This is a genomic window from Xanthomonas arboricola (assembly GCF_002940665.1).
GTDB lineage: Bacteria > Pseudomonadota > Gammaproteobacteria > Xanthomonadales > Xanthomonadaceae > Xanthomonas > Xanthomonas arboricola_B.
Genome location: NZ_MIGY01000003.1, coordinates 401781 through 427692, shown reverse-complemented (window position 1 = coordinate 427692; position 25912 = coordinate 401781). Strand labels below are relative to the sequence as shown.

Genomic DNA, 25912 nt, shown 5'->3' with positions numbered 1-25912 from the left:
ATGGCGCCAGCATGACAGCACACCGCTACTGCAGGCATCTGCCATTTCGCCATGGCTGGCGCGCGCCACGCACAGGGCTGTGCGGCGGCAGCCACGTGCGCCACGGCACGCTTGCCATAGAGCTGAAACATTGCTGACATATCGTGCGCGCGGCGCCACGTCGCGCCTTCGGCCGGCACAACCCCGTATCGCCCCTCGCGTCACCTACCCAAGGATCATTTCGCATGCCGTTGTACTCGTCTGTCTCCGCGTCCCTGACGTCCGCCACCACGCACGCACCCGCACGTCGTCGCGCCGCCTTGCAGCGCACGCCGCTGGCGCATGCCTGCGCCGGCCTGCTGCTCGCCTCGCTGGCGGCCGCGGCCTCTGCGCAGCAGGTGCCGACGCGCCAGGGAGAGGGCGAGGGCAGCCCGACCGCGCTGGATACGGTCACCGTCACCGCCGAGCACCGCGAGCAGAACCTGCAGGAAGTGCCGGTGTCGGTGGGCGTGGTGCAGGGCGCGGCGATGCGCGAGTTCACCGCCGGTGGCGACGACACGCTGCTGGCACTGTCCGGCCGCGTACCGGGCTTCTATGCCGAGACCACCACCGGGCGCATCTTCCCGCGCTTCTATATCCGTGGCCTGGGCAATATCGATTTCTATCTTGGCGCTTCGCAGCCGGTGTCCATCATCCAGGGCGACGTGGTGCTGGAACACGTGGTGCTCAAATCCAACCCGGTCTACGACGTGGACCAGGTCGAAGTGCTGCGCGGCCCACAGGGCACCTTGTTCGGCCGCAACACCACCGCCGGTATCGTCAAGTTCGACACGATCAAGCCCGGCGATACCTATACCGGCCGCGTCGATGCCAGCTACGGCAGCTACAACACGGTGTCGCTGGACGGCGGCTTCGGCGGCCCGATCAACGACGTGCTGTCGTTCCGCGTGTCGGCCCTGTATCAACACCGCGACGACTGGGTGGACAACACCTTCGCCGGCAGCAGCGCCGACGGCACGCGCACGCCGCGCAAGGATGCGATGGGCGGCTACAACGACCGCAATGCGCGCCTGCAGGTGCTGCTCAAGCCCAACGACGCGTTCTCGCTGCTGGGTTCGGTGCATACCCGCGACTACGACGGTACCTCCACGTTGTTCCTGCGCAATGCGGTCACCCGTGGTAGCGACAAGGTCGACGTGGCGCGCGATCGCGTGGCCTACGACGAGGCGCACGACAACCCGCAGGCGTATCAGACCGACGGCGGCTCGATCAAGGCAATCTACGATTTCGGCGGCGTGTCGCTGACTTCCATCACCGCTTACGAGACCACCTCCGGCTACAGCCGTGGCGACACCGATGGCGGCGCAGCGGCGAACAACCCGGTCAATGGCGTGCCGAACGGCTTCGGCCAGTCGATGGGGCAGATCCGCGACCTGGACCAGTACACCCAGGAACTGCGTCTGGCCAGCGAAGGCGACGACGCACTGCAGTGGCAGGTGGGCGCGTTCTACTTCGATGGGCGCGACACCACCGATTTCTATCAGCGTGCGTATTTCCTGCAGACCGCGGCGCGCAACCCCAACAACTGGGTACGCCTGCGCAACACCAATACCTCCTGGGCCGGGTTCGGGCAGCTCAGCTACAAGGCCACCGACGCACTCACCTTGACCGCCGGTCTGCGCCAGACCAAGGACAGCAAGGAAACCCGTCTGCTCAAGACCGCCGACACCGCCGCAGGTGCGGTGACCTATCGCGGCCGCCGCGACGTGCGCATGTCCGATACCCAGCCCAGCTGGGACCTCAGCGCGATGTATGAGATCAATCCCGAGCTGAGCGTCTATGCGCGCGTTGCACGCGGCTTCCGCGGTCCGACCATCCAGGGCCGCAGCGCGGTGTTCAATTCGGATTTCACCACCGCCGATTCGGAAACCATCCTGTCGTGGGAAGCCGGCATCAAGAGCAGCCTGTTCGACAACCGTCTGCGTCTGAATGTCAGCGGCTTCACCTATACGGTGAACGACATCCAGCTCAACGGCAACGACTCGGACGGCAACGGTGTGCTGTTCAATGCCGACAAGGGCAAGGCCTACGGCCTGGAAGCGGATCTGGACTGGCGCCCGATCTCCAACCTGTCGCTGACCGCCGGACTGAGCCTGCTGCATAGCGAGATCCGGGACGATCGCGTCTATGCGCAGGCCTGTGCGCTCAACGGCGTGGTGGTGTGCACGGTCAACGACCCGACCATCCGCGTCGGCGCCAACACCTTTGCGCAGATCGACGGCAACCCGTTGCCCAACGCGCCCAAGTACAACCTCAACCTGGCCGCGCGCTACGACATCCCGGTGGGCAACGACGGCGCCTTCTTCGTGTCCACCGACTGGAACAAGCAGGGCGAAACCAGCTTCGTGCTGTACGACTCCACCGAGTTCCGCGCCGACGGTAATTTTGAAGGCGGCCTCAAGCTCGGTTACACCGGCGGCTATGGCGCGTGGGAAGTGGCGGCGTTTGCGCGCAACATCACCAACGAGAAGAACGTCAAGGGCGTGATCGAAAACTACATGGCGGCGGTGTACAACGAGCCGCGAGTGGTGGGCGTGTCGGTCAACGTCAACTGGCAGTAAGCGCGATTGAGACGGTAGCGAGCGGCTGCGCAATGGTCTTGTCGGCCGCTCCCGGTTGCTGATTGATCGGCATCACTGCGCGCGTGGCGCAGCGATGCTGGTCGTAGAACCAGGCCCGCTGCGTGCATCGCGCAGCGGGTTTTTTGTATCAACGGCTGCGCAATACCGACTGCACCCAGCTGACGATCTGCGCGCTGCTCACCGCGCCCGAGTGACGACCCAGCTCGCTGCCGCCGCGGATGGCCAGCAAGGTCGGGATGCTGCGGATGCCAAAGCGCGTGCCCAGCGCCGGATGCAGATCGGTATCGACCTTCGCCAGCCGGACCTGCGGTTCGAGCATTGCCGCGGCTGCGGCAAACTGTGGCGCCATGCTCAGGCATGGTCCGCACCACGGCGCCCAGAAATCCACCACCAACGGCAGCGCGCTGCGCACCGCATGCTTGTCGAAATCGGCCGCCGACAGCGCCACCGGCGTGCCCAGGAACAAGGGCTTGTGGCAACTGCCGCAGTTGGGTGCATCGCGCAGACGCGCAGCTGCGACACGGTTCATCGCAGCGCAGTTCGGGCAGGCGATCAAAAGCGGTGCGTCTGTCATGCGGCGGTCTCCGGTGGCAGGCAATGCAATCGCTGCGCTCGCGCATTATGAGCGGTGAGCGCGGCTGCATGCGGCCAGTGTAACTGCCATCGCCGAAGGCCCGGTGTCGTCGGCCACTGCCGCAACACCGGGTGTGCGGCGCTCATGCGACAGGCCGGCGCACGCGCTGCAGTGCTCAGCCCGACTGCCCCAGGCTCAGGATCGGAACGAAGCCGCCGTAGATCAGGCGCTTGCCATCGAACGGCATCGGGTTGACCGACGGGTCCATGCGCGGGTCGTCCATCATCTTGCGCATGCCCGCATCGCGGGTCGCCTTGTCCGGCCATTCGATCCACGAAAACACCACGGTTTCGTCCTCGCCGGCATCGACCGCGCGATGGAAGTCGGTCAGTTGTCCGTGCTGGACGTCATCGCCCCAGCACTCCACCACGCGCAACGCGCCGTACTCGATGATGACGGCATCGCCCATGCGGGCATGTTCCAGAAACGCGGCCTTGTTGACCGTCGGCACCGCAAGCGCAAACCCATCCACATACGACATGACCACCTCCTCAGACATGGCGCACGGCGTGCGCCTGATGATGACGAACAGATGCTGGTGCGATCGACACAAGCGGCAAAGCAGCGCCAGAGCGTGTGCCGCCCCGCGCATGGAGTGCGAGCATACGGCGCATCTCGCCGGGGAGCACTGGTCGCGCTCGCATGACGTTGATGCACACGTCGTTGTGCCTGGCTTGCATTGCCGGATCGCGCGCGCGGCACGATGCGCGGTGCATTCTGGATGAGTTCGTCAGGGGGCGTTGTCGCCAGGGACTGGCGCTGCGACGGGCGCCAGCATGGGCATCGCGTGGGCTTCGACCAAGCAGCACGCGCTGCCGGGCGCTGTGGCGGACACTCTGATGTCCGACCTGCGATTACCCGGCCAGGTTGTGTCGCCGCAGCACGGCCTCAAACACCACTTCGCCGTCTTCGTTGCGCGCCTGCAGCGTGCCACCGTGCGCCTTGACGAATTGGTCGGCGATGAACAGGCCCAGACCCAGCCCCTGGCTGGCATGGAAGCTGGCCTTGAACGGCTCGAACAGGCGCGGCATCAGACTGTCCGCGATGCGCCCGACGTTGCGTACCGACAGCCGCAGCGTGTCGCGTTCGCGTCCGTCCAGGTGCACCCGCACAGGCTGGTTGCCGCCATGCAGCACCGCGTTGCCGACCAGATTGGACACGACCTGTGCCAGGCGATCGCCATCGCCGTCGCCGTCCAGATCGCCTTCGGTACGCAGGTCGATCGGCGTGTGCGGATTGGCCTGGGCCACCTCGCCCACCACGCTGTGGGTCACTTCGCCCAGATTGCAGGGGCCGAACTGCATCGACAGCCCGTCGCTGCGCAGGCGCGAGAAATCCAGCAACTGTTCGACCATTCGCGCCATGCGCCGCGCGCTGTTTTCCAGGTGATCGAGCGTGCGCGCGGCCGAGCCGTCGGCGTCCACATCCAGGCTGAGCTTGTCGGCGCACAGCAGGATCACCGACAGCGGCGTGCGCAGGTCGTGGGTGAGCACGGCCATCATGGTTTCGTTGAGGGTGAGGGCGCGTTCCAGCGAAGCGTTGCGCGCCTTGAGCAGGCGCCGCTGCTGGTACAACTCGATGAACACATTGACCTTGCTCAGGATCACGTGCGGCTCGATCGGCTTGTGCAGGAAATCCACCGCGCCGGTTTCGTAGCCCTGGAACGCGCGCATCGGATCGTTCGGCGATGCGGTCAGGAAAATGATCGGCACATGCCGGCTACGCTGCGAGCCGCGCATCAGTTCGGCCAGCGAAAAGCCATCCATCTCCGGCATGTGCACATCCAGCAGCGCCAGCGCCACGTCGTGTTCGAGCAGCAGTTCCAGCGCCTGTGCGCCGGACGCGGCGCACAGCACCTGAAGGCCGTCGCGCTGCAGCAGCGCTTCCATCGCCACCAGATTCTGCGGCACGTCGTCGACGATCAGCAGCTTGGCGGGTTCATCGCCGTTGCTGTGCGCAGCCAGGCCGGTCGCGGTGAGGTTCATGGGTGAAAGGCTTCCAGTCGGCTGCAGATCGCCTGCAGGGTGAGCACCGCATCGGCGCCAGCATAGGCGAGAGCGGAGGCGGGCATCAGCGGTGAGGCGGCATCGTCGGGGCGCTGGATCCAGGCGGTGCCGCCGACCGCGCGCACCGCCGCCACCCCGGCGCTGCCGTCGCTGCTGGCGCCGGTGAGCAGAATCGCCAGCAGGCGCTGGCCGAAGACGTCGGCGGCCGATTCGAACAAGGGATCGATCGCCGGGCGCGAGAACAGCACCGGTGCATCCATCGACAACGCCAGGCTGTCGCGTGTTTCCACCAGCAGATGGTAGTCGGGCGGGGCGATGGTGACACTGCCGGCAAGCAGCGGCTGCTTGTCTTCGGCTTCGCGCACCGGCAAGGCGCAGCGTGCATCCATCAATTCGGCAAGATGGCTGGTGCGGTCGCGCGGCAGATGCAACACCACCAGCACCGGCATCGGCAGGTCCGCAGGCAGGCTGGACAACAGTGCCTGCAAGGCCATGACGCCGCCGGCCGAGGCACCGATCACCATCGCGTCGAACTGCGCTGCCGCCGCGTGCATGACATTCATGCCGCCGCCTTGCGGAACAGGCGCTGCTCGCGTGCCACGGTCTCGAATGCCTGCGCATGCGCACCGAACTGCAGCGATTCCTTGCTGCCCAGGCCCAGAAACCCGCGATGCACCAAGGCATCGTAAAACAGGCCCACTGCACGGTCCTGCAGGCTGCGGTTGAAATAGATCAGCACGTTGCGGCACGACACCAGATGCACTTCGGAGAACACCGTGTCGGTGGCCAGGCTGTGATCGGCGAAGACGATATTGCGCTTCAACCGGCGATCGAATACCGCACCATCGTAGGCGGTGGTGTAGTAGTCGGAGAGCGAGCCGCGGCCGCCGGCGTCCAGGTAATTGCGGCTGAACTGCGCAATGCGGTCGATGCCGAACGCACCTGCTTCGGCCATGCCCAGCGCCTCGGGATTGATGTCGGTGGCATAGATCACCGCCTTTTCCAGCAGGCCTTCTTCGTGCAACAGAATGGCCAGCGACCAGACTTCCTCGCCGGTGCTGCAGCCGGCCACCCACAGCTTGATCGACGGATAGGTGCGCAGTACCGGCACCGCATGCTCGCGCAGGACGCGAAAGTAGGCCGGGTCGCGGAACATCTCCGACACCTGCACGGTGAAGAACTGCATCGCCTGCGCAAAGGTGTCCGGTTCGTGCAGCAGACGGTGCTGCAGATCGGCCACGCGCGCGCACTCCAGACGCGCCATCGCGTGGCGCATGCGCCGACGCAGCGACGACACCGCGTAATCGCGGAAGTCGTAGTGGTAGCGCTGGTAGACCGCTTCCAGCAGTACCCGCAGTTCCAGGTCGAAGAGCTCCACCGCGTTCATTGCCGTGAGCACCATACCCGACACAGCGACACCAGCTTGTCCACGTCGATGGGCTTGGCGATGTAGTCGTTGGCGCCGGCTTCGAGACAGCGTTCGCGATCGTCGGCCATGGCCTTGGCGGTCAGCGCGATGATCGGCAGATCCTGCCACTGACGATTGGCGCGGATCTGGCGCATCGCGGTCAGGCCATCCATCTCCGGCATCATGATGTCCATCAACACCAGGTCCACCTCGTGCTTGGCCAGATGTTCCAGCGCCTCGCGGCCATTGCGGGCGATCTGCAGCGTCACGCCCAGCGGCTCGAGCACGCTGGACAGCGCAAAGATGTTGCGCACATCGTCCTCGGCCAGCAGCACGGTGGCGCCGTCCAGCACCGCGTCGCGGCGGCGCGCTTCACGCAGCAGGCGTTGCTGGTCGCTGGGCAGCGAGGCTTCCACGCTGTGCAGGAACAGCGTCACCTCATCGAGCAGGCGCTCGGGCGAGCGCACGCCCTTGATGATGATGCTCTTGGAATAACGGCGCAGGCGTTGTTCCTCGTCGCGGGTGAGCGCGCGCCCGGTGTAGACGATGACCGGCGGAAACGCGACTGCGTCGTTGCCCGCCATGCGCTCGAGCAGGTCGTAGCCGCTGCCGTCGGGCAGCGCCAGATCGGTGACCATGCAATCGAAGGTGGAGCCGGCCAGCTGCTGCATCGCTTCGGCAATGCTGCCCACCGCGACGATGTCCAGTTGATCGCGCGCCAGCAACAATTGCAGATTCGCACGCAGGGCGCTGTCGTCTTCGACGATCAGCAAGCGGCGTACCGCGCGTGCATTGGTGTCTTCCAGTTGGCGGATCGCACCCGCCAGCAGCTCGCGCGTGGCTGGCTTGATCAGATAGCCCACCGCGCCCAGTTCCAGGGCAATCTGGCTGCGCTCCAGCGCGGAAACCACATGCACCGGGATATGGCGCGTGGCCGGGTCGCGCTTGAGGCGTTCGAGCACGCTCAGGCCGGATGCATCCGGCAGGCCGATGTCGAGCAGGATGCCGCTGGGACGCAATTCGGTCGCCAGATGCAGCGCTTCTTCGGCGCTGGGCGCCACCACGCAATCAAAATCCAGTTCGTGGGCCAGGTCGACCAGCGCCTGCGCAAAGCGTGTTTCGTCTTCCACCGCCAGGATCAGCCGGCCGGGACGGGTGCGTTGGTCGCGATCGTCCTCGGCGCGCTGCAGCGGCGGTGTGGCGGTTGCCGGAATCGGCAGCGGCATTTTCGTGGACGCCACCGCAGCGCGCTCGCCAAGGCGCGAAGCCATGGCCATGCCGCTGGCGGGCCGCGACGACGGCGTGGCGCCGATCGCTACTGCGCCCGCGTTGGCCTGCGCTACCGTGACCGGCTCGGCCGGTGCGCCGTCGATCGGCAATTCCAGCGTAAAACAACTGCCGCGTCCCGGCTGGCTGTCCACGCGGATACTGCCGCCCATGCGCTGCGCCAAGTCGCGCGAGATCGACAGCCCCAGGCCGGTGCCGCCATAGCGACGGCGCGTGCTGCCATCGGCCTGACGGAACGCTTCGAAGATGATCTCGGTCTGTTCGTGCGCGATGCCGATGCCGGTGTCGTTGACCTTGAACAGCACCCGGCCCGGCGTGTGCGACTGGATCGACAGGCTGACGTTGCCGTGTTCGGTGAATTTGATCGCGTTGGCCAGCAGGTTCTTGAGGATCTGCTGCAGGCGTTGGCTGTCGATGACCAGTTGCGTCGGTGCGTCGGATTCGGCAGCCAGCTGCAACGCCAGGCCTTTCTGGCGCGCCAGCGGCTCAAAGGTTTCGCGCAGGCGCTGCAGTACCGAGGTGGTGGCGACGGTTTCGTCGGCCAATTCCACGTGCCCGGCCTCGATCTTGGACAGGTCGAGAATGTCGTTGATCAATGCCAGCAGGTCGTTGTTGGACGACAGGATCGCCTGTGCGTATTTCACCTGCTCGGGGCTGAGCGTGCCGTCCTTGTTGTCCGACAACAGCTTGGCCAGGATCAGCGCGCTGTTGAGCGGAGTGCGCAACTCGTGCGACATGTTGGCCAGAAACTCGGACTTGTAGCGCGAGGCAGTGGACAACTCGTTGCTGTTGCGCACCAGCTGGTTCTGCGCAACCAGCAAGGCCTGCTTCTGGGCCTCCAACGCCTGGGTCCGTTCCTCCAGCTGCACATTGGTCTGTTCCAGCTCGGCTTGCTGCAGTTCCAGATCGCTCTGCGATTGCTGCAGGCTGCGGCTTTGCTCCTCCAACTCCTCGTTGGCCACGCGCAGTTCTTCCTGCTGGGTCTGCAGTTCTTCGCTCTGACGCTGGGTTTCTTCCAGCAAGGCCACCAGCTGCGCGCGCAGCAACGCGGTGCGCAAAGCCAGGCCGATGTTTTCGCCGCAGCGTGCGAGCAGTTCTTCTTCGCGCGTGCGGGCAGCGCCCGGCGCAGCGGCGCGGCCCAGCTCGAGAATGCCGATCACCCGCCCATCGGCGACGACCGGTGCCAGCAGCAGCTCCTGGCAAGCGCTCCGGCCCAGGCCCGAGGCGATCTGCAGATGTCCGGCTTCCACACCGCGCACCCGGCGCACCGTGCCGCCACGCAAGGCCTCGCCGAGTTGGCCGGTATCGGTGGGCAGTGTCTTGGATACATCGGCCGGCAGCGCGGCGCCGCCGGTCAGACGCAGGCGTTCGCCCTCGATGCGATACAACGCGCCGACCTGCGCATCCAGCGTGTGGCACAACGCGCGCACGGCGGCATTGGCCAGATCGTCCGGGCTGTGATCGCCGCGCAAGCTGGCTTCGATCGTGTTCTCGGCCTGCTGTAGCCACAGCGCCAGTTCGGCCTGACGGCGCGCACGGATGGCCTGCATCACCACCAGCGCCATCGCCAGGAACGACACCCCGCCAATGCTGCGGTTGACCGAGGAAAAACTCGAATTGGTACTGGCCGGCGCCAGCTGAAAGCCGATTGCGACCAGCACGCACGACAGTGCGGCGACCACCAGCGGTGCCTGCACGCGATTCTGGAACACCGTCACGCCCACGGCGACAAAATAGGTCAACCACACCGCGTAGCCGAGCGGCGTGATCAATTCCACGCCGAGCGTTCCTGCCATCAGGGCCCCCGCGATTCCCCACACCCAGCGGTCGCGTGTGGTCGAGATGTTCTGCATAAAGGCACGGACCGGACTGGAAGGGCGGTCATGGTAGCCGATAATTTTCACGCGCAAATGGCCGGTATCTTGACGCCTGCAGCCGGGTCGGCTTGCACGCGGCCTTCACGCACTCGTCACTATGGTCGCGCGCTTTTCCGGGGGAAAGTCGCGTGATGGATGCGCAAACGGCCGTCGGCAGTGCGGGGCCGCTTTCTCACGACAGCCGGCAGTGCCAGCTGTTGGTGCAGAGCGTGTCCGATTATGCGATCTACATGCTCGATACGGGCGGCCATGTGTGCAGCTGGAATCCCGGGGGCGAGCGCATCAAGGGGTATACCGCTGCCGAGGTCATGGGGATGCATTTCTCGCGCTTCTACCTGCCCGAGGATGTGCAGCGCGGCGAACCGGCCCGCAATCTGGATACCGCCAGACGCGAAGGACGCTTTGCCACCGAAGGCTGGCGGGTGCGCAAGGACGGTCGCCGCTTCTGGGCAAGTGTGGCGATCGAGCCGGTGCTGGAATTTGGCGTGTTGGCCGGGTTTGCCAAGGTCACCTGCGACATCGACCAGCGGCACCAGGCGCAGCAGCTGTTGCAGCAGGCGCAGCACGCCCTGCTGCAGTCGCAGAAGGTGGATGCGCTGGGTCGCCTGACGCTCGGCATGGCGCACGATTTCAATAATCTGCTGACGGTGATGGCGACCAGCCTGGATCTGATCGCGCTGCGCGCCGGCGACGACGCGCGCACGCGCATGCTGGTGGAGGCGGCGCAGACGGCAGTCGATCGTGGCACCTTGCTGACGCGCCAGCTGCTCGCCTTCGCGCGCGGGCAGCGGCTGATTCCCGAGCGCCATGGCGCCAACGCGGTGGTGACACGCTCGCTGGAACTGCTGCGGCGTGCCTGCCCGGCCGGGCTGGCGCTGTCGCTCAAGTTTGCCGAGCAATTGCCCGATATCCGCGTGGATCCCGGCCAACTGGAAGCGGCCTTGCTCAATCTGGTGTTCAACAGCTGCGATGCCATGCCCGGTGGCGGCAACATCGTGCTGGAAACGGCGCGACAGCAGCGTGTTGCGCCATCCGATCCGCATGGCCGGCCGCGCGGCTACGTCAGCATCGCCGTGCGCGATGACGGCCCCGGCATGTCTGCGCATGTGGCGCAATGCGCCAGTGAGCCGTTTTTCACCACCAAGGACGTGGGCAAGGGCTCTGGCCTGGGATTGAGCCAGGTGTATGGCTTTGCGTCCCAATCCGGTGGCTTCGTCGAGCTGGACACCGCTCCGGCTTGCGGTACCAGCGTTACCCTGTTTCTCCCGGCCATCGAGGAGGCTGAGCATGACTGAACCCCTGCGTCTGTTGATGGTGGAAGATCAACAGGAATTGCGCGAACTGATCGGCGAGGCGCTGCGCGATGCAGGCATCGCCGTCGAAACCGCCGACGACGGCCACAGCGCCTTGCGCATGCTGCGCGAGAGCGGCCCCTATGATGTGGTCTTCAGCGACATCCGCATGCCCAACGGCATGTCGGGCATTGAACTGAGCGAACACGTGGCGCAGCTGCTGCCGCAGGCCCGGGTGATCCTGGCCTCGGGGTTTGCAAAGGCGCAATTGCCGCCGCTGCCGGCGCAGGTGGATTTCCTGCCCAAGCCGTATCGCCTGCGTCAGCTGATCGATATGCTCAAAGGCGTTACAGCCAACGCCTGAGCGTTGGCTGCGTGTGTCATGCGCTACACACACCTCTGCACGCAGTTGCGCGGCAGCCGTGCGTCGCGTTGACGGTGCGTCATGCGCCTACGCCGCTCAACGGCTTTGGTAGTACACCTTGTCGATGGCGATCTCCACCGGTGCGGCGGGTGGATCGGCCACCAGCATGAACATCTGTTTGACCGCCTGCAGATCCAGATCGTAGAACGCACTGAAGGGAATGCTCACCTCGTGCCAGGCGCCATCGCGCACCAGGCCGTACTGATTGCCGCCCGCGGCAAAATCCACCCAGCTGTCGCCAAAACTTGTGTTGATGCCGATCTTGAAGGTCGACGGCGTGGTGGTTTTCAGGTGCAGCTTCAGCGCGCCGCCGGCATAGGCGGCCATGTTGCGATAGTCGGTCTGGATGCCCAGGCCATACCAGGCACCAGCGTTGGCGCGGTACGCCATCACGTTGCGGCCTTCGAACGGCGCCTGCGCAATCGGGGCGAGGTTGTTCCACAGATATAACTCGGCATCCTGGCCCAGGTTCAGCCGCCCGCTGGTATCGGTCTGCTCGGTGAACACGCCAAAGCGCCCTGCGGGCGCCGCGTGTTGCGCGCCCACGTACAGCTGCGAACCGGGGTTCTGATACAGGCGGATGTAATCGATCTCCATCCTGCCGGGCAGCGGCGCGGTCACCGCCGCAGGCGAGGTGATGCCGGTATAGGCGCCTCCCACGGCGAGATTGAGCAGTAAGTACTGCTGCTGATGGAATTCGTGCAGCGAGGCGCCCTCGATATTGGAGATCGCAAACTCGAAGTACTGCTGGCCGTCGATCGACACGCGGATGAACTGCGGGTCCCAGCTCATGCGGTACACATGGAAGTCGCCATGCAGATCCACCGGACTGGTGTAGCTGGTGTCGTAGTCGGCCTGCTGGCCGTTGTAGTCCCAGTGCACGGCGGCGCCGATACGGCGATTGGCGCTGCCATTGGCGATCGCCGCTGCCATGCCGGCTTCCATCAGGTCGATCTCGCCGCGACCTGGCCACACGCCGATGGTGCCCAGCATCCAGTACGCCGGCCACAGCCCATTGCCCACCACCGGCGTCTTGATGCGCGCTTCCAGCGTGCCGTACTTGAAATGCATGCGGCCTTCGGTCTTGAGACGCGCCGAGGTGAACGGCATGCCCTGGAACGCTTCGCGCCGCGCTTCGATCACCAGCCGGCCGTTGTCGATGCGCGCGTTTTCGGCGCGGCTGGTGTAGTACTGCATCTCGCCGTTGCCCCAGCCGCACAGGCCGATCTGGCAGCCGTTGCCGACGTCGTAGGTCCACTTGTTGCCGTCGATGCCGGGGCCGTCGAAGTTGTCCTCCCAGACCAGGGTTTGCGCGTGTGCGCCTGGTGTCATCGTCACTGCCCATAGCAGGGCCAACTGTACAGCCACGCTGCGTAGCGTGTTCATTGCGTACGTCTCCGAAAAGTGGACCGACGTCCATGGAGAAGTGACGCTGCGCAGCGGCTACTTTAGTGTCAAAGCAATTGTGTGGCGCGTTTCAGTTCCGTGGCGTCCATTCCGGAATAGTCCAGCATCGGCATGACGGTGGTCGCAGACTGCATGCGGCGGATGTTGCGTGGCAGCAGCTGGCTGCGAATGTTTCGCTGCGGGCGCGATGGCATCTGCGGCGTCCGGAGCAATGCGTTCAAGCCGGGAGATGGTCCCATCGCCGCCGCATACGCACCTTGGCAGGCTTCGGATTGGCTGCTGCGCAGGGGATGCCACCGTGGCAGGCAAGCCGCGTGCTGCTGCACATCGATGACCTTGCAGATGCACCATCACGATGGCCTGCGGCAGCTTGTCGAGCATGCTGGCGCATGCCTGGCTCAATGCCCTGCGTGCACCGTCCACGCCACCAGCCGTATCACCAACGGTCGCACCACCATCACGCAGCAGAACGCGGTGGGCATCGCAATACGGTAGGCGTCCAGCACGCGCCACAGGTAGCCAGGGGCAAGACCGGTATTGGCGCCGGTGATCACCAGGCACATCAGCAAGGCCATGATCGCGGCCATGTAGAACGCAAACACGAACGGGGTGGTGCGCACGCCGAGTTTCCAGCGCGGGCGCACCAATGGGGAGGGGGGAGATGACGACATGCAATGACCTCGGTTGCGGCGAATCGACGCGATGGGCAGCACTGTAGAGAGGCCACCGCTGGCGGGGTAGATCGCGTAGCCTTGCGGCTTACGTAAGAAGAAATTACGAATCGTTCGGCAATACTTGCCTAGCCAATGAACATTCTTCAGTCCATCCGTAGCTTTGTCAGCACTGTCGATGCCGGTAGCATTGCCGGGGGCGCCAAGTTGCTGGGGATCAGTGCGGCCGCGGTCAGCCAGAACATCGCGCGTCTGGAACAGCACCTGGGCGTGCGTCTGCTGCACCGGACCACGCGCAGTATGGCGCTGACCGAGCGCGGTACCTTGTACTTCGAACAGGTGCGGCAACTGGAGCGGGACCTGGAACGCGCGCGGCAATCGGTGGCCGGGCCGCAACAGGCGCCGGCGGGGCGCTTGCGGGTGGCCAGCACTGCGGCCTTTGCGCGGCACGTGCTCGCCCCGATGCTGCCGGCCCTGCGTCAGCAGTACCCGCAGCTGGAGATCGAGCTGTTGTGCACCGACCGGGCCGTGCAGCACGCGCAGGAAAACGTGGATGTCAGCCTGCGCATCGAGGCGCAGCTGGAAGACGGCCTGGTGGCACGTTGCATCGCCCAGGTACCGCTGGTGGTCTGCGCAGCACCCGATTATCTGGCGCGTTGCGGCACACCGCAGACCGCCGACGACTTGAAGTACCACGATTGCCTGCTGCTGCGTTACCCGGTCGACGGGCGCTGCCTGCCGTGGAGTTTCGTACGCAATGGCGTGCGCTTCCAGCCGGAGCTGGGCAAGGCGATGGTCAGCGACGATATTGATGCGCTCGCCACCATGGCCGCTGCCGGCGGCGGTATCGCGCGGCTGGCCGCCTATGTCGTACAGCCTTACCTGCAGCGCGACGAGCTGCAGCCGCTGTTTGTCTCCGATCTCGGCAGCACCGCCCAGGCATTGCCGGAGCCGCTGCGGATCTACCTCTGCGTCGCCGACCGCCGCGACTTCACCCCGAAGGTGCGCGCCTTCATGGAGCACGTGCTCGAACGCCTGCCCGTGCAATGGGGTACTGCCGAGCCCGCGCCGGCGCCGGCTCAGGCAGAAACTGGAGTATAGGCAGCATTCGCCATCTGGACACCGCCTGGTGCCTCGCTCTGGTCCACAAGGCATACGCGGGCGTGACGTGCTGATGCGTGAGGCGTGCCGGGTTGCCTTGGAGCGATCCGTTTCGAACGACTTGCACGCGTGCGCCCTTGTTGCAACGGTGGTCGGGTGGGGGACCATGAGGCGCCGCTGGCCCAGTGTCTGCAACGGCGTGACGTATTGCTGCACCGCGATCAATCAGCCGAGCGCTGGCGCATGCCTTGCCGACATGGTCATCGCATCGCACGCCAGGATGTGCGCCGGGGCATGGTCGTCGACCGCGCTACCCCGCTATGCTCGCCAGCTTCCAGTATCGGCGGGACGATCCATGCAGCGAGTGTTCGGGCAGTTGCCAGGCGGTGTCGACGTCCATGCGCTCACGCTGCGCAGCGATGCCGGCCTGGAGGCGGAAGTACTCACTTACGGCGGCATCCTGCATGCGCTGCGGCTGACCACCGAGCACACGGCGGTGCCGTTGCTGCTGGCATTGCCGGATCTGCCTGCGTACGCCGCCGATGGTGACAGCCTCAACATCCTGGTCGGCCGCTTCGGCAACCGCATCGCCGGTGCGCGCTACACGCTGGATGGCGTCACCCACACGCTGGCGGCCAACGAAGGGCGTAACCAGCTGCACGGCGGCCTGCGCGGCTTCGGGCGGCGCGTGTGGAGCGTGCTGGAGCAGGCGCAGGATCAGGTGCTGCTCGGTTACGACTCGCCCGATGGCGAAGAAGGCTACCCCGGCAATCTGCAGGTGCGCGCGCGGCTGCAGTTGCGAGGACGCAGCCTGCAGCTGGACTTCCAGGCGCAATGCGATGCCGCCACCCCGTTGAACCTCACCCATCACCCGTACTTCAACTTATCCGGCGACCCGCATCAGCGCGCCGCGCTACAAGTTTTGCGGGTGCCGGCCGATCGCTATCTGCCGGTGGATGCCGAATCGATCCCGACCGGCGAGATCGCACCCGTCGCCGGCACGCCGTTCGATTTCCGCCATGCTGCAGCGTTGGCCGAGAACATTGATCCGTCGCACCAACAGGTGGTGCTCGGCAAGGGCTACGACCAATGCTTGGTGCTGGCCGCCGGGGCCGATTGCATTGCCGAGCTGTACTCGCCGCACAGTGGCGTGGCGCTGCGCATCGTCAGCGACGCGCCGGCAGTGCAACTCTACGAAGGCCAGCATCTGGACGACCACCATCCCGGACTCGGCCGTGGCGTCTGCCTGGAGCCGCAGGACTATCCGGATGCGCCCAATCACCCCCACTTCCCGTCGACGATCCTGCGGCCCGGGCAGGTCTATCGCCGCCGCATCGCCTACCACTTCGCCAACCCGGGGCCGGATCAGCCGTGGGCGGCGGTGAGCGCTGCGCTGGACGCCTGAGAGCGGGTATCGCAACGACGGTGAGGCCCGCAGGTTCCTGAAGCCAATGCGGTCAGCGCGGCCCCAGCACCAGTTCGATCACGAACTTGCTGCCGAAGAACGACAACACCAGCAGCGCCATTGCGGTCAGCGTCCAGTGCACCGCCTTGGTGCCGCGCCAGCCGTTGCGCCAGCGGCCGATCAGCAGCGCACCGAACACGATCCACGACAGGATGCTGAGTACGGTCTTGTGCAGCAACCGCTGCGCCAGGAAGTCCTGCACGAACAGCAGGCCGGTCAGCAGGGTCAGGCTCAGCAACACGAAGCCGACCGTGATCGTGCGGAACAGCAGCGTCTCCAGCTCGGTCAACGGCGGCAGCGCGCGCAGCCAGGTGTGGAAGTCGCGCCGGCGCAGGGCACGCTCCTGCAGCCACAGCATGATCGCCAGCAACGCGGCGATGCCCAGCGTGGCGTAGGCCAGCAGCGCCATCCATGCGTGCAGTTCCAGCCGCCAGCCCAGGTCCGAGCTCGGTTCGTGGCCATAAGCGTGATAGCAGGCCAGCAAGACCGCCGACAGCGGGAACACCACCACGCCCACCGCCGCCATGCGCCCGCGCGCGCCGAACACGGCCGTCAGCGCGGCCATGCCCAGGCCGCACAGCGATAGCGCCGCGAAGAAATGCATGTCCGGCCCGCCGGCGGTGCGTAGCGCCACCAGCACGTGATACCCGGCGTGCAGCGCCACGGCCGCCAGCGCCGGGATCAGCCAGCGCGCAGGCGCCTGGTTGCCATCGCGCAGCACCGACCGGGTCAGCAGCGCCGTGGCCAGCAGATACAAGGCGAACGCGATGAGAACGATTGTCATCGTGGAAGTTTCGCATATTGGGGGCCGGGATTCGGGATTCGGGGATCGAGGATCGAGGATCGAGGATCGAGGATCGAGGATCGAGGATCGAGGATCGAGGATCGAGGAAAGCAGGGTTGCGCGCTGCGGGGCTGGAGGAGGGCTGGCGTGCGGGGGCGGCGCGCGAGTCAGCAGGGCTACCCGCTGGCACTGCAGTCGCCGTGCCTGTCCTGGCGCTGCTGCGCTGTCGCGCCGGTTGGATGTGCACATTGCCGCGCGTCGGTGAGGCTGTTTTCCTGCTCTGGCTTCGCCGGTCGGGCGGCGGGCGGCCGCTGGGGCGGCTGGCTGGCCGGTGCCGCTATAATCGACGCCCGTTTCCCCTCACGCGGTCCCTTGCGCATGTTCGAGTCCCTTACCCAACGTCTCTCCGGCACCATGGAGCGCCTGCGCGGCCGCGGCCGCCTGACCGAGGAGAACATCCGCGAAGCCACCCGTGAAGTGCGCATCGCGTTGCTCGAAGCCGACGTGGCGCTGCCGGTGGTGCAGGCGCTGATCGAGCGCATCAAGGTACGCGCGGTCGGTCAGGAAGTGCTCAAGTCGCTGACCCCGGGCCAGGCGCTGATCAAGATCGTCCGCGACGAGCTGACCGCCTTGATGGGCGCGGCCGCTACCGACCTCAACCTCAACGTGCCGGCGCCGGCGATCATCCTGATGGCCGGCCTGCAGGGCGCGGGCAAGACCACCACGGTCGGCAAGCTCGCCAAGCACCTGAAGGAAAAGCGCAAGAAGAAGGTCATGGTGGTCTCGGCCGACGTCTACCGTCCGGCCGCCATCGAGCAGCTCAAGACCCTGGCCGAGCAGGTCGGCGTGCTGTTCTTCCCGTCCGACGCCTCGCAGAAGCCGGTCGACATCGTGCGCGCCGCCATCAGCGATGCGCGCAAGTCGTTCGCCGACGTGCTGCTGGTCGATACCGCCGGCCGCCTGGCGATCGATGCGGCGATGATGGACGAGATCAAGGCGCTGCATGCCGCGGTCAATCCGACCGAAACCCTGTTCGTGGTCGATGCGATGACCGGCCAGGACGCGGCCAACACCGCCAAGGCCTTTGGCGAGGCGCTGCCGCTGACCGGCGTGGTGCTGACCAAGACCGACGGCGACGCCCGTGGCGGTGCCGCGCTGAGCGTGCGTTACATCACCGGCAAGCCGATCAAGTTCGTCGGTACCGGCGAAAAGACCGACGGCCTGGACGTGTTCCATCCCGACCGCGTCGCCAGCCGCATCCTGGACATGGGCGACGTGCTGTCGCTGGTGGAGCAGGTCGAGCACAGCGTCGACCAGGAAAAGGCCGCCAAGCTCGCCGCCAAGGTCGCCAAAGGCAAGAAGTTCGACCTCAACGACATGAAGGAACAGCTCGAGCAGATGCAGAACATGGGCGGCATCCATGGGCTGATGGACAAGCTGCCGGGCATGGGCCAGATCCCGGACAACGTCAAGCAGCAGGTCACCGGCAAGGAAGTGCCGCGCATGATCGCGATCATCAATTCGATGACCAAGAAGGAGCGCCGCAACCCGGCCCTGCTCAACGGCTCGCGCCGCGCCCGCATCGCCCGCGGCTCCGGCATGCAGCCGGCCGATGTCAACAAGCTGATGAAGCAGTATCAGCAGATGGAAAAGATGATGGGCAAGCTGGCCGGCGGCGGCATGAAGGGCCTGATGCGCAACATGAAGGGCATGATGGGCGCCATGGGCGGCCGCGGCGGCATGCCGTTCCGTTGAGTTTCGAGCGGCGACGCGCGCGGTGAGTGTCTCAACAGGCGCGCCTGGCGTTGAACTCGCGCCGGCTGCCATGCCGGCGCTGCAGTCGGGCGCTGGCTGGACGGTGCGAGCGTGGCGCAGCGGTCTGTGATCGCAGGGTCGTTGGATTGATCGCGCATTCCGCCTGCATGCGCCGAGCGGACGTCGGATGCACGCGCGGGTACCATGGCCTGATCATGACTTCAGGGCGCGCACGATGGGTTCGTTTTCGCAGGTCGACGCCTTCCAGCGGCGTTTTGGTTTAGGCCTTCCGATCCTGCTCAGCCCCATGGCCGGTGCCTGCCCGGTGCCGCTGTCGGCGGCCGTTGCCGATGCCGGCGGCATGGGCGCGATGGGCGCCGTGCTGTCGCAGCCGCAGGACATCGTGGCGTGGATGACGGCGTTTCGTGAAGCGAGTGCCGGGCCTGCCCAGGTCAATCTGTGGATTCCCGATCCGGCACCGGTGCGCGACGCCGCTGCGGAGGCGCGCATGCGCGCGTTTCTGTCGCAGTGGGGGCCGCCGGTTCCCGAGGACGCGGGCGATGCAACGCCGGCCGACTTCGATGCCCAGTTCGATGCCTTGCTCGCCGCACGGCCTGCCGTCGCCTCATCGATCATGGGCGTGTTTCGGCCCGATCAGGTTGCGCGGCTGAAAAGCGCCGGCATTGCCTGGTTCGCCTGCGCCACCACGCTGGACGAAGCGCGTGCGGCCCAGGCGGCCGGTGCCGATGCGGTGGTTGCGCAGGGCGCCGAGGCCGGTGGGCATCGTGGTGCATTCGATGCCGGTCGGGCCGAGCGGCAGATGACCGGGTTGTTCGCCTTGCTGCCGCGTTTGGTCGATCACCTAGATCTTCCGGTGATCGCCGCAGGCGGCATCGCCGATGCGCGCGGCATTGCCGCGGCGCTGACGCTGGGCGCGAGCGCCGTGCAGATCGGTACCGGCCTGCTGCGCACGCCCGAGGCGGCGCTGCCCAGTGCCTGGGCCGACGCCCTGGCCAAGGCCGAGCCGGAACAGACCCAACCGACCCGTGCATTTTCCGGTCGGCTGGGGCGTGCACTCGCGACGCCCTATGTGCGTGCTGCCATCGCCGCGGAGGCGCCGGTGCCGGCGCCGTATCCGGTACAGCGCGCGCTGACCGCACCGATGCGTCAGGCCGCCGCGCGCGACAACCGCCTGGACGCCATGCAGGCCTGGGCCGGCCAATCGGCCTGGATGGCACCGGCACAGCCTGCCGCACACCTGGTGACCCGGTGGTGGGCTGAAGCGCAGGCGCTGTTGTGCCGCTGATCTTCTGCAACGGCGCAGTGGCGACAGCGCAGCAGTTGGGCGCGGCCGCATTGGTCAATTACGGCCACTTCACCACGCTGCAGGTGCGCGCCGGTGCGGTACGCGGGCTGGACCTGCATCTGCAGCGGCTGCAACACGACGGCGCTGCCTTGTTCGGTGCATCGATCGATGAGGCATCCCTGCGCGCCCAGTTGCGCGCTGCGTTGTCGGCCGCGAACCGCGAAGACGCCAGCGTGCGCATCACCGTGTTTGCGCAGGATTTCGACCTGCGCGATCCGTCGCGCCAGCTTGCACTCGATGTGCTGATCTCCATCGCGCCTGCAGCCCGAGCGCCGGCCACTGCGCTGCGCGTGCAGCCGGTCCATCATGTGCGCGAGCAACCCCGCCACAAGCATGTCGGCACCTTCGCGCTGCTGCATCTGCGTCGCCAGGCCATGGCGGCCGGCTACGACGATGCATTGCTGATCGACGCGCACGAGCATCTGCTGGAAGGCGCTTTCTGGAATCTGGGCGTGTGGCAGCAGGGCAGGGTGGTGTGGCCGCAAGGGCCGGCGCTGCCCGGCACCCAGCAGCGTCTGCTGCAGGCAGGCCTGCAAGCGCTCGGTATCCAGCAGGAGTTTCGCCCGGTCATGCTGAGCGAACTGGGCAGCTTCGATGGCGCGTTCAGCTGCAACGCGCGCGGTCAGCAGGCGATCGTGCAAGCCGGATCGGCGTCATGGCCGGCGCGGGCCGCGCAGCTGCCATTGCTGGAGCAGGCCCTGCAGACCCAGGCCCGGCAAGTGATCTGAGCGATTCCGGGGTGACTTGGCTTCGCCGCCGGAGCCCGCTATAATCGCCGGCTTACCGCGCCACTCTGGCGACTGGGCAACTCAGGAAAACGACACCATGGTCAAGATTCGACTGACCCGCGGCGGCGCCAAGAAGCGTCCGTTCTACCACATCATCGTGACCGACGTGCGCAGCGCGCGCGACGGCCGCAACATCGAGCGTCTGGGTTACTACAACCCGGTTGCGCAGGGCGCAGAACCGCGCGTCGTGCTGGACGTTGCACGCGTCGACCATTGGGTCGGCCAGGGCGCACAGCTGACCGACAAGGTGCGTAACCTGTATCGCGAAGCATCCAAGTCCCAGGCCGCTGCGGCCTGATTTTGGAGGGCCGGGCGGCATCGCCTGGTCCAGAGTCGACGCAGATGAAGCCGACCGAGCGCCGCATCCTGTTAGGCAGGATTGTCGGCGCTTTTGGTGTCAAGGGCGAGCTCAAGCTCGAATCCTGGACCGAGCCGCGCAGTGCGATCTTCCGGTACCAGCCGTGGATCGTACGGACGCCCTCGGGGCAGGAATCGGTCGTGAGCGGCGTACGTGGACGCGATCAGGGCAAGAATCTGATTGCGGTGTTCCCCGACGTCAGTGACCGCGACACCGTCGAAGCCATGCACGGAACCGAGATTTACGTCGCGCGTAGCGTGCTACCGCCACCCAAGCCCGATGAATATTACTGGGTGGATCTTGAAGAGCTGCAGGTGGAAACCGTCGAAGGCGTCAAGCTCGGCACGGTGTCGCACCTGTTCTCCACCGGCTCCAACGACGTGATGGTGGTGCGCGGCGATCGCGAGCGGCTGGTGCCGTTCGTGCTGCCGGATTTCGTCAAGTCGGTCGACTTCGAAGCCAACCTGATCGTGGTGGACTGGGATCCGGATTTCTGACCGGAACGGCGCGTCGCTCCGCTCTTGCCTTACCCATTCCCCAATCCCGATTTCCGATTTCCGATTTCCAGTGCGCATCGACGTCATCAGCCTGTTCCCCGAGTTCATCGCGCAATGCGCGGCGTTCGGCGTGGTCGGGCGGGCGCAGGAGCGTGGCTTGCTGGAATTGCAGGGCTGGAATCCACGCGAGCATGCGCAGGGCAATTACCGCCGGGTGGACGATCGTCCGTTCGGTGGCGGGCCCGGCATGGTGATGTTGATCGAGCCGTTGCGGGCCTGCCTGGACGCGGTGCAAGCGGCAGACGCGCGTCCGGCGCCGGTGATCTATCTCAGCCCGCAGGGGCGGCCGCTCACCCAGCCGCTCGCTCGCGAGCTGGCGCAGTTGCCACGCATGGTGTTGCTGTGCGGGCGCTACGAAGGCGTGGACGAGCGCTTTCTGGCGCAGGCGGTGGATATGGAAATCTCCATCGGCGACTACGTGTTGTCCGGTGGCGAGCTTGGCGCGGCGGTGCTGGTGGATGTGGTGACGCGGTTGCAGGAGGGTGTGTTGAACGACGCCGAATCCGCAGCCCAGGACAGTTTCGAAGGCCCGCAAGGCCTGCTCGACTGCCCGCACTACAGCCATCCATCGACCCATGACTGGGGCGATGTGCCGGAGGTATTGCGCTCGGGCAATCACGCTGCAATTGCGCGCTGGCGTCGGCAGCAGTCGCTGGGCCGGACCTGGTTGCGTCGCCCGGACCTGCTCGATGAGGCCGGGTTGGACAAGAACGATCGCCGTCTGCTGGACGAGTTTCGCCGCGAACTCGCCCCGGGCGACGAGAAATAAGGGCTCACCCCTAGCTCTTGCACTATCGATTGGGGTACAATATGCGGCTTGCTGGCCAGCCTTGCGTCTGGTCCTCCTACGAACCTCGAGCAATCGCCGTGCGGCGACTGCCGGTCCAATATCACCAGACACGCGGTGCCCATTATGAGCAAACTCAACAAGACCATCCTGGCTGACTTCGAAGCCGCCCAGATTCAGCGCAAGCTTCCCGAGTTCAACCAGGGCGACACCGTCGTGGTGAACGTCAAGGTGAAGGAAGGCAACCGCGAGCGCGTGCAGGCCTATGAGGGCGTCGTGATCGGTACCAAGAACGCCGGCCTGAACTCCGCTTTCACCGTGCGCAAGATCTCGCACGGCTTCGGCGTCGAGCGCGTGTTCCAGACCCACAGCGCCATCATCGACTCGGTCGAAGTGAAGCGTCGCGGTAAGGTGCGCGCCGGCAAGCTGTACTACCTGCGTGGTCTGGAAGGCAAGGCTGCCCGCATCAAGGAAGATCTGGCCGCCGCTGCACAGGCCAAGGCTGCTCGCCAGGCTGCTGCCAAGGCTGAGTAAGTCACTGGCAGGCTTGTCCTGCTGTTGCCAGACGGCCGCCTTCGGGCGGCCGTTTGCGTTGTGGGAATCGGGATTGGGGAATCGGGAATCGAGATTAGCGATTCGCCAGTTGTGCGTACGCGATGCTCATGGGTTTGCACGTGAGCGCGCGGTTGCTGCGCAGTGGGCGGGACCTCCCTGTAGCGCGCCGGTAAGCGGTTGCGCCAGTGGGGCCCGGCCGATTACGCACGAGCGTCCGCGCTGCATCGATCATCTCGACACGGCGTCCGGCTCCTGCTTTCGCGCGTGATGTCGGCCGGTGTGACAGCGCGCTACCCGGCTGGGCCAGCGGACGTCAGTGCCGCCGGGGCTGCGGCGCGCCTGCGATGGGCGCGGTGTCGGCAACCGGCGAGGCCGGATGCGCCTGCACTTCGGCGGCGGCGGCCAGTTCCGCAGGATCTGCCGGCGTGGTCAGCATGCGTGCCTTGCGCCAGCCGCCCCAGCGGTAATACGCCAGCGACAGCAGCATCGAACACAGCGAGCTGATCGGAAGGCTCCACCAGATGCCGTCGGCTCCCAGATGCGGAATCAAGGCGTTTGCCAGCGGCACGCGCACGCCCCACAGACCGAACGCCAGGATAAGCAGCGGCGGGATCACCGCACCGGTGGCCCGCACCACGCCGGAAACCACAAAGCTCACGCCGAACAGCAGGAACGACCAGATACCGATGTGATTGAGATGCCGCGCCACCTCCAGCGTCGGGCTGTCGCTGGGCAGGAACAGCGCCAGCGTCCAGCGATCGAACACGATCAGCAGCCCGATCAGCACGCCGGTCATCAGGAAGTTGGCCACGATGCCGGTGCGTGCGGTTGCATCCACGCGCGTCCACAAGCCGGCGCCCACGTTCTGCGCGGCCATCGTCGAACACGCCGCGCCCAGCGCCATCGCCGGCATCTGCACATACGTCCACAGCTGCAGCGCCGCGCCGTAGGCGGCTGCGGTGTCGGTACCGAAGCCGTTGACCAGCGTCATCATCGCGATCATGGCCAGCGAAATCAGCACCATTTGCAGGCCCATCGGCACGCCTTTGACGATGAGCGCGCGCAGGATCGCCGGCGCGATGCGGAATAGGTGCAGATCGGCGCGCCCCAGCCACAGCACATGGCGTTTGCTGCGCAGATACAGCAGCAAACCGCCCAGTGCCACCGCCTGTGCCAGCAACGTGGCCCAGGCCGCACCGGCGATGCCCAGCGCCGGGAACGGACCCAGACCGAAGATCAGCAGCGGGTTGAACACAATGTCTAGCACCACCGACACCAGCAAGAAGCGGAACGGCGTGCGGGCATCGCCGGTACCGCGCAGTGCCGCCGACAGGAACGCAAACACATAGATCAGCGGCATCGCCAGGAAGATCACCCGCAGGTACTCCTCGGCCAGCGTCTGCGATGCCGGTGGCGTGCCCATGGCGGTCAACAGATGCGGCGCCAGAAACCAGCCGAGCACCGCGATCAGCGCCGACAGCCCGCCGAAGAAACTGGCGCTGGTGCCCATCACCCTGCGCGCCTGTGCGATGTCGCGCGCGCCCATCGCCTGGCCGATCAGGATGGTCGAGGCCATGCCGATGCCGAACACCGAGCCGATCAGGAAGAACATGATGCTGTTGGCATTGGCCGCCGCAGTCAGTGCCGCCTCGCCGAGGTAGCGGCCCACCCAGATCGCATTGATCGAGCCATTGAGCGATTGCGCGATGTTCCCCGCAAGGATCGGCATCGCGAACAGCAGCAGATTCCTGCCGATCGGGCCTTCGGTCAGGACAGCGGATTTGGGCATCGCAGACGGGCCGTGGTGCAGAAGCTGCGAACACTAGCACTGGCAGGTGTGAGGCGCGCTGTCGCCAGGCAAATAGCAACTGCCGCAGGAGCGTGAAGCCGCCAGGCCGATGACCCGACGCACGCTGTGCGGGTCAGTCTGTATGAGTCAGCCAGAGTGTGGAAGGTAGGCTGTACTTAGACGGCAGCGACGCTTGAGTTACAGCGGGCTTGCCCAGATATTTCCCGCTCAACGCAGCCCGTTGCGACGCGCCGATACAGTGGCGATCACGGCAGCGGCCCGCAGCCCTTTGGAACCGACAGCAAGCACAACGCAATGACTCAACTGGTGGAACGAGCGACGACGGTCAGGCTGGATGTCTGGCTGTGGGCGGCGCGCTTCTTCAAGACGCGCAGCCTGGCCAAGACGGCGGTGGACAACGGCAAGGTGGACGTCGCCGGCCAGCGGCCCAAGCCCTCGCGCACGCTGCGCAGCGGCGAGCAGCTGCGCATCGACCGCGGCGGCGAGATCTTCGAAATCACCGTCGCCGCGCTGAGCGATGTGCGTGGCCCGGCGCCGGTCGCACAGATGCTGTACGTGGAAAGCGATGCCTCACGCGAGGCGCGTGCGCAATGGCGGCTGCAGCGCGCCGCCGAACGCACCGGCTATCGCGCACCCGAGGGCAAGCCGGACAAGCGCGCACGCCGGCTGATCAACGCGCTGGGCGATATCGACGCGTTGTAGCACTGCGCGGGCTATTCGCTGCGAATCGACTGACGGAAACAAGAAACGCCTTGGCATCCGTCATGTTGTTCAATCAATAAAAACGGCGCTTCTCCATCGCGGGGGAAGCGCCGTTCGTGATGCTCTGCTCTCAACCATGCACACCGACCATCTCGACGGGTCCTTGTCCGCTCACCGTCGCGGGACCTTACGCGGCATGGATGCCGCGTAAGAGCCTACATGGACGTACTTGCGGCGTGTCCTGCGGTGGTGGGCGG

Annotated in this window: 24 protein-coding genes; 13 read left to right on the top strand and 11 right to left on the bottom strand. The window is 66.0% G+C overall.

Going from position 1 to position 25912, the window contains the following annotated elements:
• Window positions 1-224 precede the first annotated feature (224 nt).
• Window positions 225-2600, top strand: coding sequence for a TonB-dependent receptor (locus XarjCFBP7645_RS15455; RefSeq protein ID WP_104538229.1), 2376 nt, complete (start codon window positions 225-227; stop codon window positions 2598-2600).
• Between the two features lie 148 nt (window positions 2601-2748).
• On the opposite strand, the gene trxC is transcribed toward XarjCFBP7645_RS15455, so the two are convergent.
• The 6 genes from trxC to XarjCFBP7645_RS15425 all read right to left on the bottom strand — a co-directional run bounded on the left by trxC (window position 2749) and on the right by XarjCFBP7645_RS15425 (window position 9809).
• On the bottom strand, window positions 2749-3195 hold the full coding sequence (gene trxC, locus XarjCFBP7645_RS15450) for a thioredoxin TrxC (protein ID WP_104538228.1): 447 nt from the start codon (window positions 3193-3195) through the stop codon (window positions 2749-2751).
• A gap of 175 nt (window positions 3196-3370) precedes the next feature.
• Entirely contained in the window at window positions 3371-3736 is a 366-nt protein-coding gene (locus XarjCFBP7645_RS15445) for a DUF1428 domain-containing protein (RefSeq protein WP_104538814.1), read from the bottom strand.
• 373 nt (window positions 3737-4109) lie between these two features.
• A complete protein-coding gene (locus tag XarjCFBP7645_RS15440; protein WP_104538227.1) occupies window positions 4110-5240 on the bottom strand; it encodes a hybrid sensor histidine kinase/response regulator in 1131 nt (376 codons plus the stop codon).
• Window positions 5237-5815 carry a chemotaxis protein CheB gene (locus XarjCFBP7645_RS15435; protein WP_024938076.1) on the bottom strand — a complete coding sequence of 193 codons (579 nt, stop codon included), beginning with the start codon at window positions 5813-5815 and terminating at the stop codon, window positions 5237-5239. The genes XarjCFBP7645_RS15440 and XarjCFBP7645_RS15435 overlap by 4 nt, the downstream gene beginning before the upstream one ends.
• A 5-nt stretch (window positions 5816-5820) precedes the next feature.
• Window positions 5821-6648, bottom strand: a complete 828-nt coding sequence (locus XarjCFBP7645_RS15430; protein WP_104538226.1) for a CheR family methyltransferase — start codon at window positions 6646-6648, stop codon at window positions 5821-5823.
• Window positions 6645-9809 carry a response regulator gene (locus XarjCFBP7645_RS15425; RefSeq protein ID WP_104538225.1) on the bottom strand — a complete coding sequence of 1055 codons (3165 nt, stop codon included), beginning with the start codon at window positions 9807-9809 and terminating at the stop codon, window positions 6645-6647. The genes XarjCFBP7645_RS15430 and XarjCFBP7645_RS15425 overlap by 4 nt, the downstream gene beginning before the upstream one ends.
• Before the next feature lie 155 nt (window positions 9810-9964).
• Between XarjCFBP7645_RS15425 and XarjCFBP7645_RS15420 the strand changes: the two genes are divergently transcribed.
• Together XarjCFBP7645_RS15420 and XarjCFBP7645_RS15415 are read left to right on the top strand one after the other, a co-directional pair.
• Entirely contained in the window at window positions 9965-11128 is a 1164-nt protein-coding gene (locus XarjCFBP7645_RS15420) for a PAS domain-containing sensor histidine kinase (RefSeq protein WP_104538224.1), read from the top strand.
• Window positions 11121-11489 carry a response regulator gene (locus XarjCFBP7645_RS15415; protein WP_104538223.1) on the top strand — a complete coding sequence of 123 codons (369 nt, stop codon included), beginning with the start codon at window positions 11121-11123 and terminating at the stop codon, window positions 11487-11489. The genes XarjCFBP7645_RS15420 and XarjCFBP7645_RS15415 overlap by 8 nt, the downstream gene beginning before the upstream one ends.
• A 96-nt stretch (window positions 11490-11585) precedes the next feature.
• Here XarjCFBP7645_RS15415 and XarjCFBP7645_RS15410 read toward each other — a convergent pair whose 3' ends face one another.
• The 3 genes from XarjCFBP7645_RS15410 to XarjCFBP7645_RS15405 all read right to left on the bottom strand — a co-directional run bounded on the left by XarjCFBP7645_RS15410 (window position 11586) and on the right by XarjCFBP7645_RS15405 (window position 13627).
• Window positions 11586-12935 (bottom strand): glycoside hydrolase family 16 protein, encoded by a 1350-nt coding sequence (locus XarjCFBP7645_RS15410; protein ID WP_104538222.1) that lies wholly within the window; start codon window positions 12933-12935, stop codon window positions 11586-11588.
• 68 nt (window positions 12936-13003) lie between these two features.
• Window positions 13004-13177, bottom strand: coding sequence for a hypothetical protein (locus tag XarjCFBP7645_RS21740; protein ID WP_181126425.1), 174 nt, complete (start codon window positions 13175-13177; stop codon window positions 13004-13006).
• 177 nt (window positions 13178-13354) lie between these two features.
• The gene (locus XarjCFBP7645_RS15405; protein WP_104538221.1) at window positions 13355-13627 is read right to left on the bottom strand and encodes a DUF2798 domain-containing protein; all 273 of its coding nucleotides are present in this window, start codon (window positions 13625-13627) and stop codon (window positions 13355-13357) included.
• 135 nt (window positions 13628-13762) lie between these two features.
• Between XarjCFBP7645_RS15405 and XarjCFBP7645_RS15400 the strand changes: the two genes are divergently transcribed.
• On the top strand, window positions 13763-14728 hold the full coding sequence (locus tag XarjCFBP7645_RS15400; protein WP_104538220.1) for a LysR family transcriptional regulator: 966 nt from the start codon (window positions 13763-13765) through the stop codon (window positions 14726-14728).
• A gap of 355 nt (window positions 14729-15083) precedes the next feature.
• The gene (locus XarjCFBP7645_RS15395; RefSeq protein WP_104538219.1) at window positions 15084-16133 is read left to right on the top strand and encodes an aldose epimerase family protein; all 1050 of its coding nucleotides are present in this window, start codon (window positions 15084-15086) and stop codon (window positions 16131-16133) included.
• 52 nt (window positions 16134-16185) lie between these two features.
• Here the strand turns inward: XarjCFBP7645_RS15395 and XarjCFBP7645_RS15390 are convergent, their stop codons facing one another.
• Complete coding sequence (locus XarjCFBP7645_RS15390) at window positions 16186-16977, bottom strand: cytochrome C assembly family protein (RefSeq protein ID WP_104538218.1); 792 nt, start codon at window positions 16975-16977, stop codon at window positions 16186-16188.
• A 378-nt stretch (window positions 16978-17355) separates the two neighbouring features.
• Here XarjCFBP7645_RS15390 and ffh point away from each other — a divergent pair, with 378 nt between their 5' ends.
• The 7 genes from ffh (at window position 17356) to rplS (ending at window position 23122) form a co-directional block, all read left to right on the top strand.
• A complete protein-coding gene (ffh, locus tag XarjCFBP7645_RS15385) occupies window positions 17356-18732 on the top strand; it encodes a signal recognition particle protein (protein ID WP_104538217.1) in 1377 nt (458 codons plus the stop codon).
• Window positions 18733-18967: 235 nt separating this feature from the next.
• The gene (locus XarjCFBP7645_RS15380; RefSeq protein WP_104538216.1) at window positions 18968-20038 is read left to right on the top strand and encodes an NAD(P)H-dependent flavin oxidoreductase; all 1071 of its coding nucleotides are present in this window, start codon (window positions 18968-18970) and stop codon (window positions 20036-20038) included.
• Window positions 20029-20826, top strand: a complete 798-nt coding sequence (locus tag XarjCFBP7645_RS15375; protein WP_104538215.1) for an aminotransferase class IV family protein — start codon at window positions 20029-20031, stop codon at window positions 20824-20826. The genes XarjCFBP7645_RS15380 and XarjCFBP7645_RS15375 overlap by 10 nt, the downstream gene beginning before the upstream one ends.
• A 97-nt stretch (window positions 20827-20923) precedes the next feature.
• Window positions 20924-21184: a 30S ribosomal protein S16 gene (gene rpsP, locus XarjCFBP7645_RS15370; protein ID WP_011036396.1), complete on the top strand. Its 261-nt coding sequence runs from the start codon at window positions 20924-20926 to the stop codon at window positions 21182-21184.
• 44 nt (window positions 21185-21228) lie between these two features.
• Window positions 21229-21741 (top strand): ribosome maturation factor RimM, encoded by a 513-nt coding sequence (gene rimM / locus XarjCFBP7645_RS15365; protein WP_104538214.1) that lies wholly within the window; start codon window positions 21229-21231, stop codon window positions 21739-21741.
• A gap of 70 nt (window positions 21742-21811) precedes the next feature.
• Window positions 21812-22570, top strand: coding sequence for a tRNA (guanosine(37)-N1)-methyltransferase TrmD (trmD, locus tag XarjCFBP7645_RS15360; RefSeq protein WP_039520068.1), 759 nt, complete (start codon window positions 21812-21814; stop codon window positions 22568-22570).
• A gap of 144 nt (window positions 22571-22714) precedes the next feature.
• Complete coding sequence (gene rplS, locus XarjCFBP7645_RS15355) at window positions 22715-23122, top strand: 50S ribosomal protein L19 (RefSeq protein WP_005989873.1); 408 nt, start codon at window positions 22715-22717, stop codon at window positions 23120-23122.
• Between the two features lie 334 nt (window positions 23123-23456).
• On the opposite strand, the gene XarjCFBP7645_RS15350 is transcribed toward rplS, so the two are convergent.
• The gene (locus XarjCFBP7645_RS15350) at window positions 23457-24932 is read right to left on the bottom strand and encodes an MATE family efflux transporter (RefSeq protein WP_104538213.1); all 1476 of its coding nucleotides are present in this window, start codon (window positions 24930-24932) and stop codon (window positions 23457-23459) included.
• A gap of 315 nt (window positions 24933-25247) precedes the next feature.
• On the opposite strand from XarjCFBP7645_RS15350, the gene XarjCFBP7645_RS15345 reads away from it, so the two are divergent.
• Window positions 25248-25655 (top strand): RNA-binding S4 domain-containing protein, encoded by a 408-nt coding sequence (locus XarjCFBP7645_RS15345; protein ID WP_104538212.1) that lies wholly within the window; start codon window positions 25248-25250, stop codon window positions 25653-25655.
• Window positions 25656-25912 lie beyond the last annotated feature (257 nt).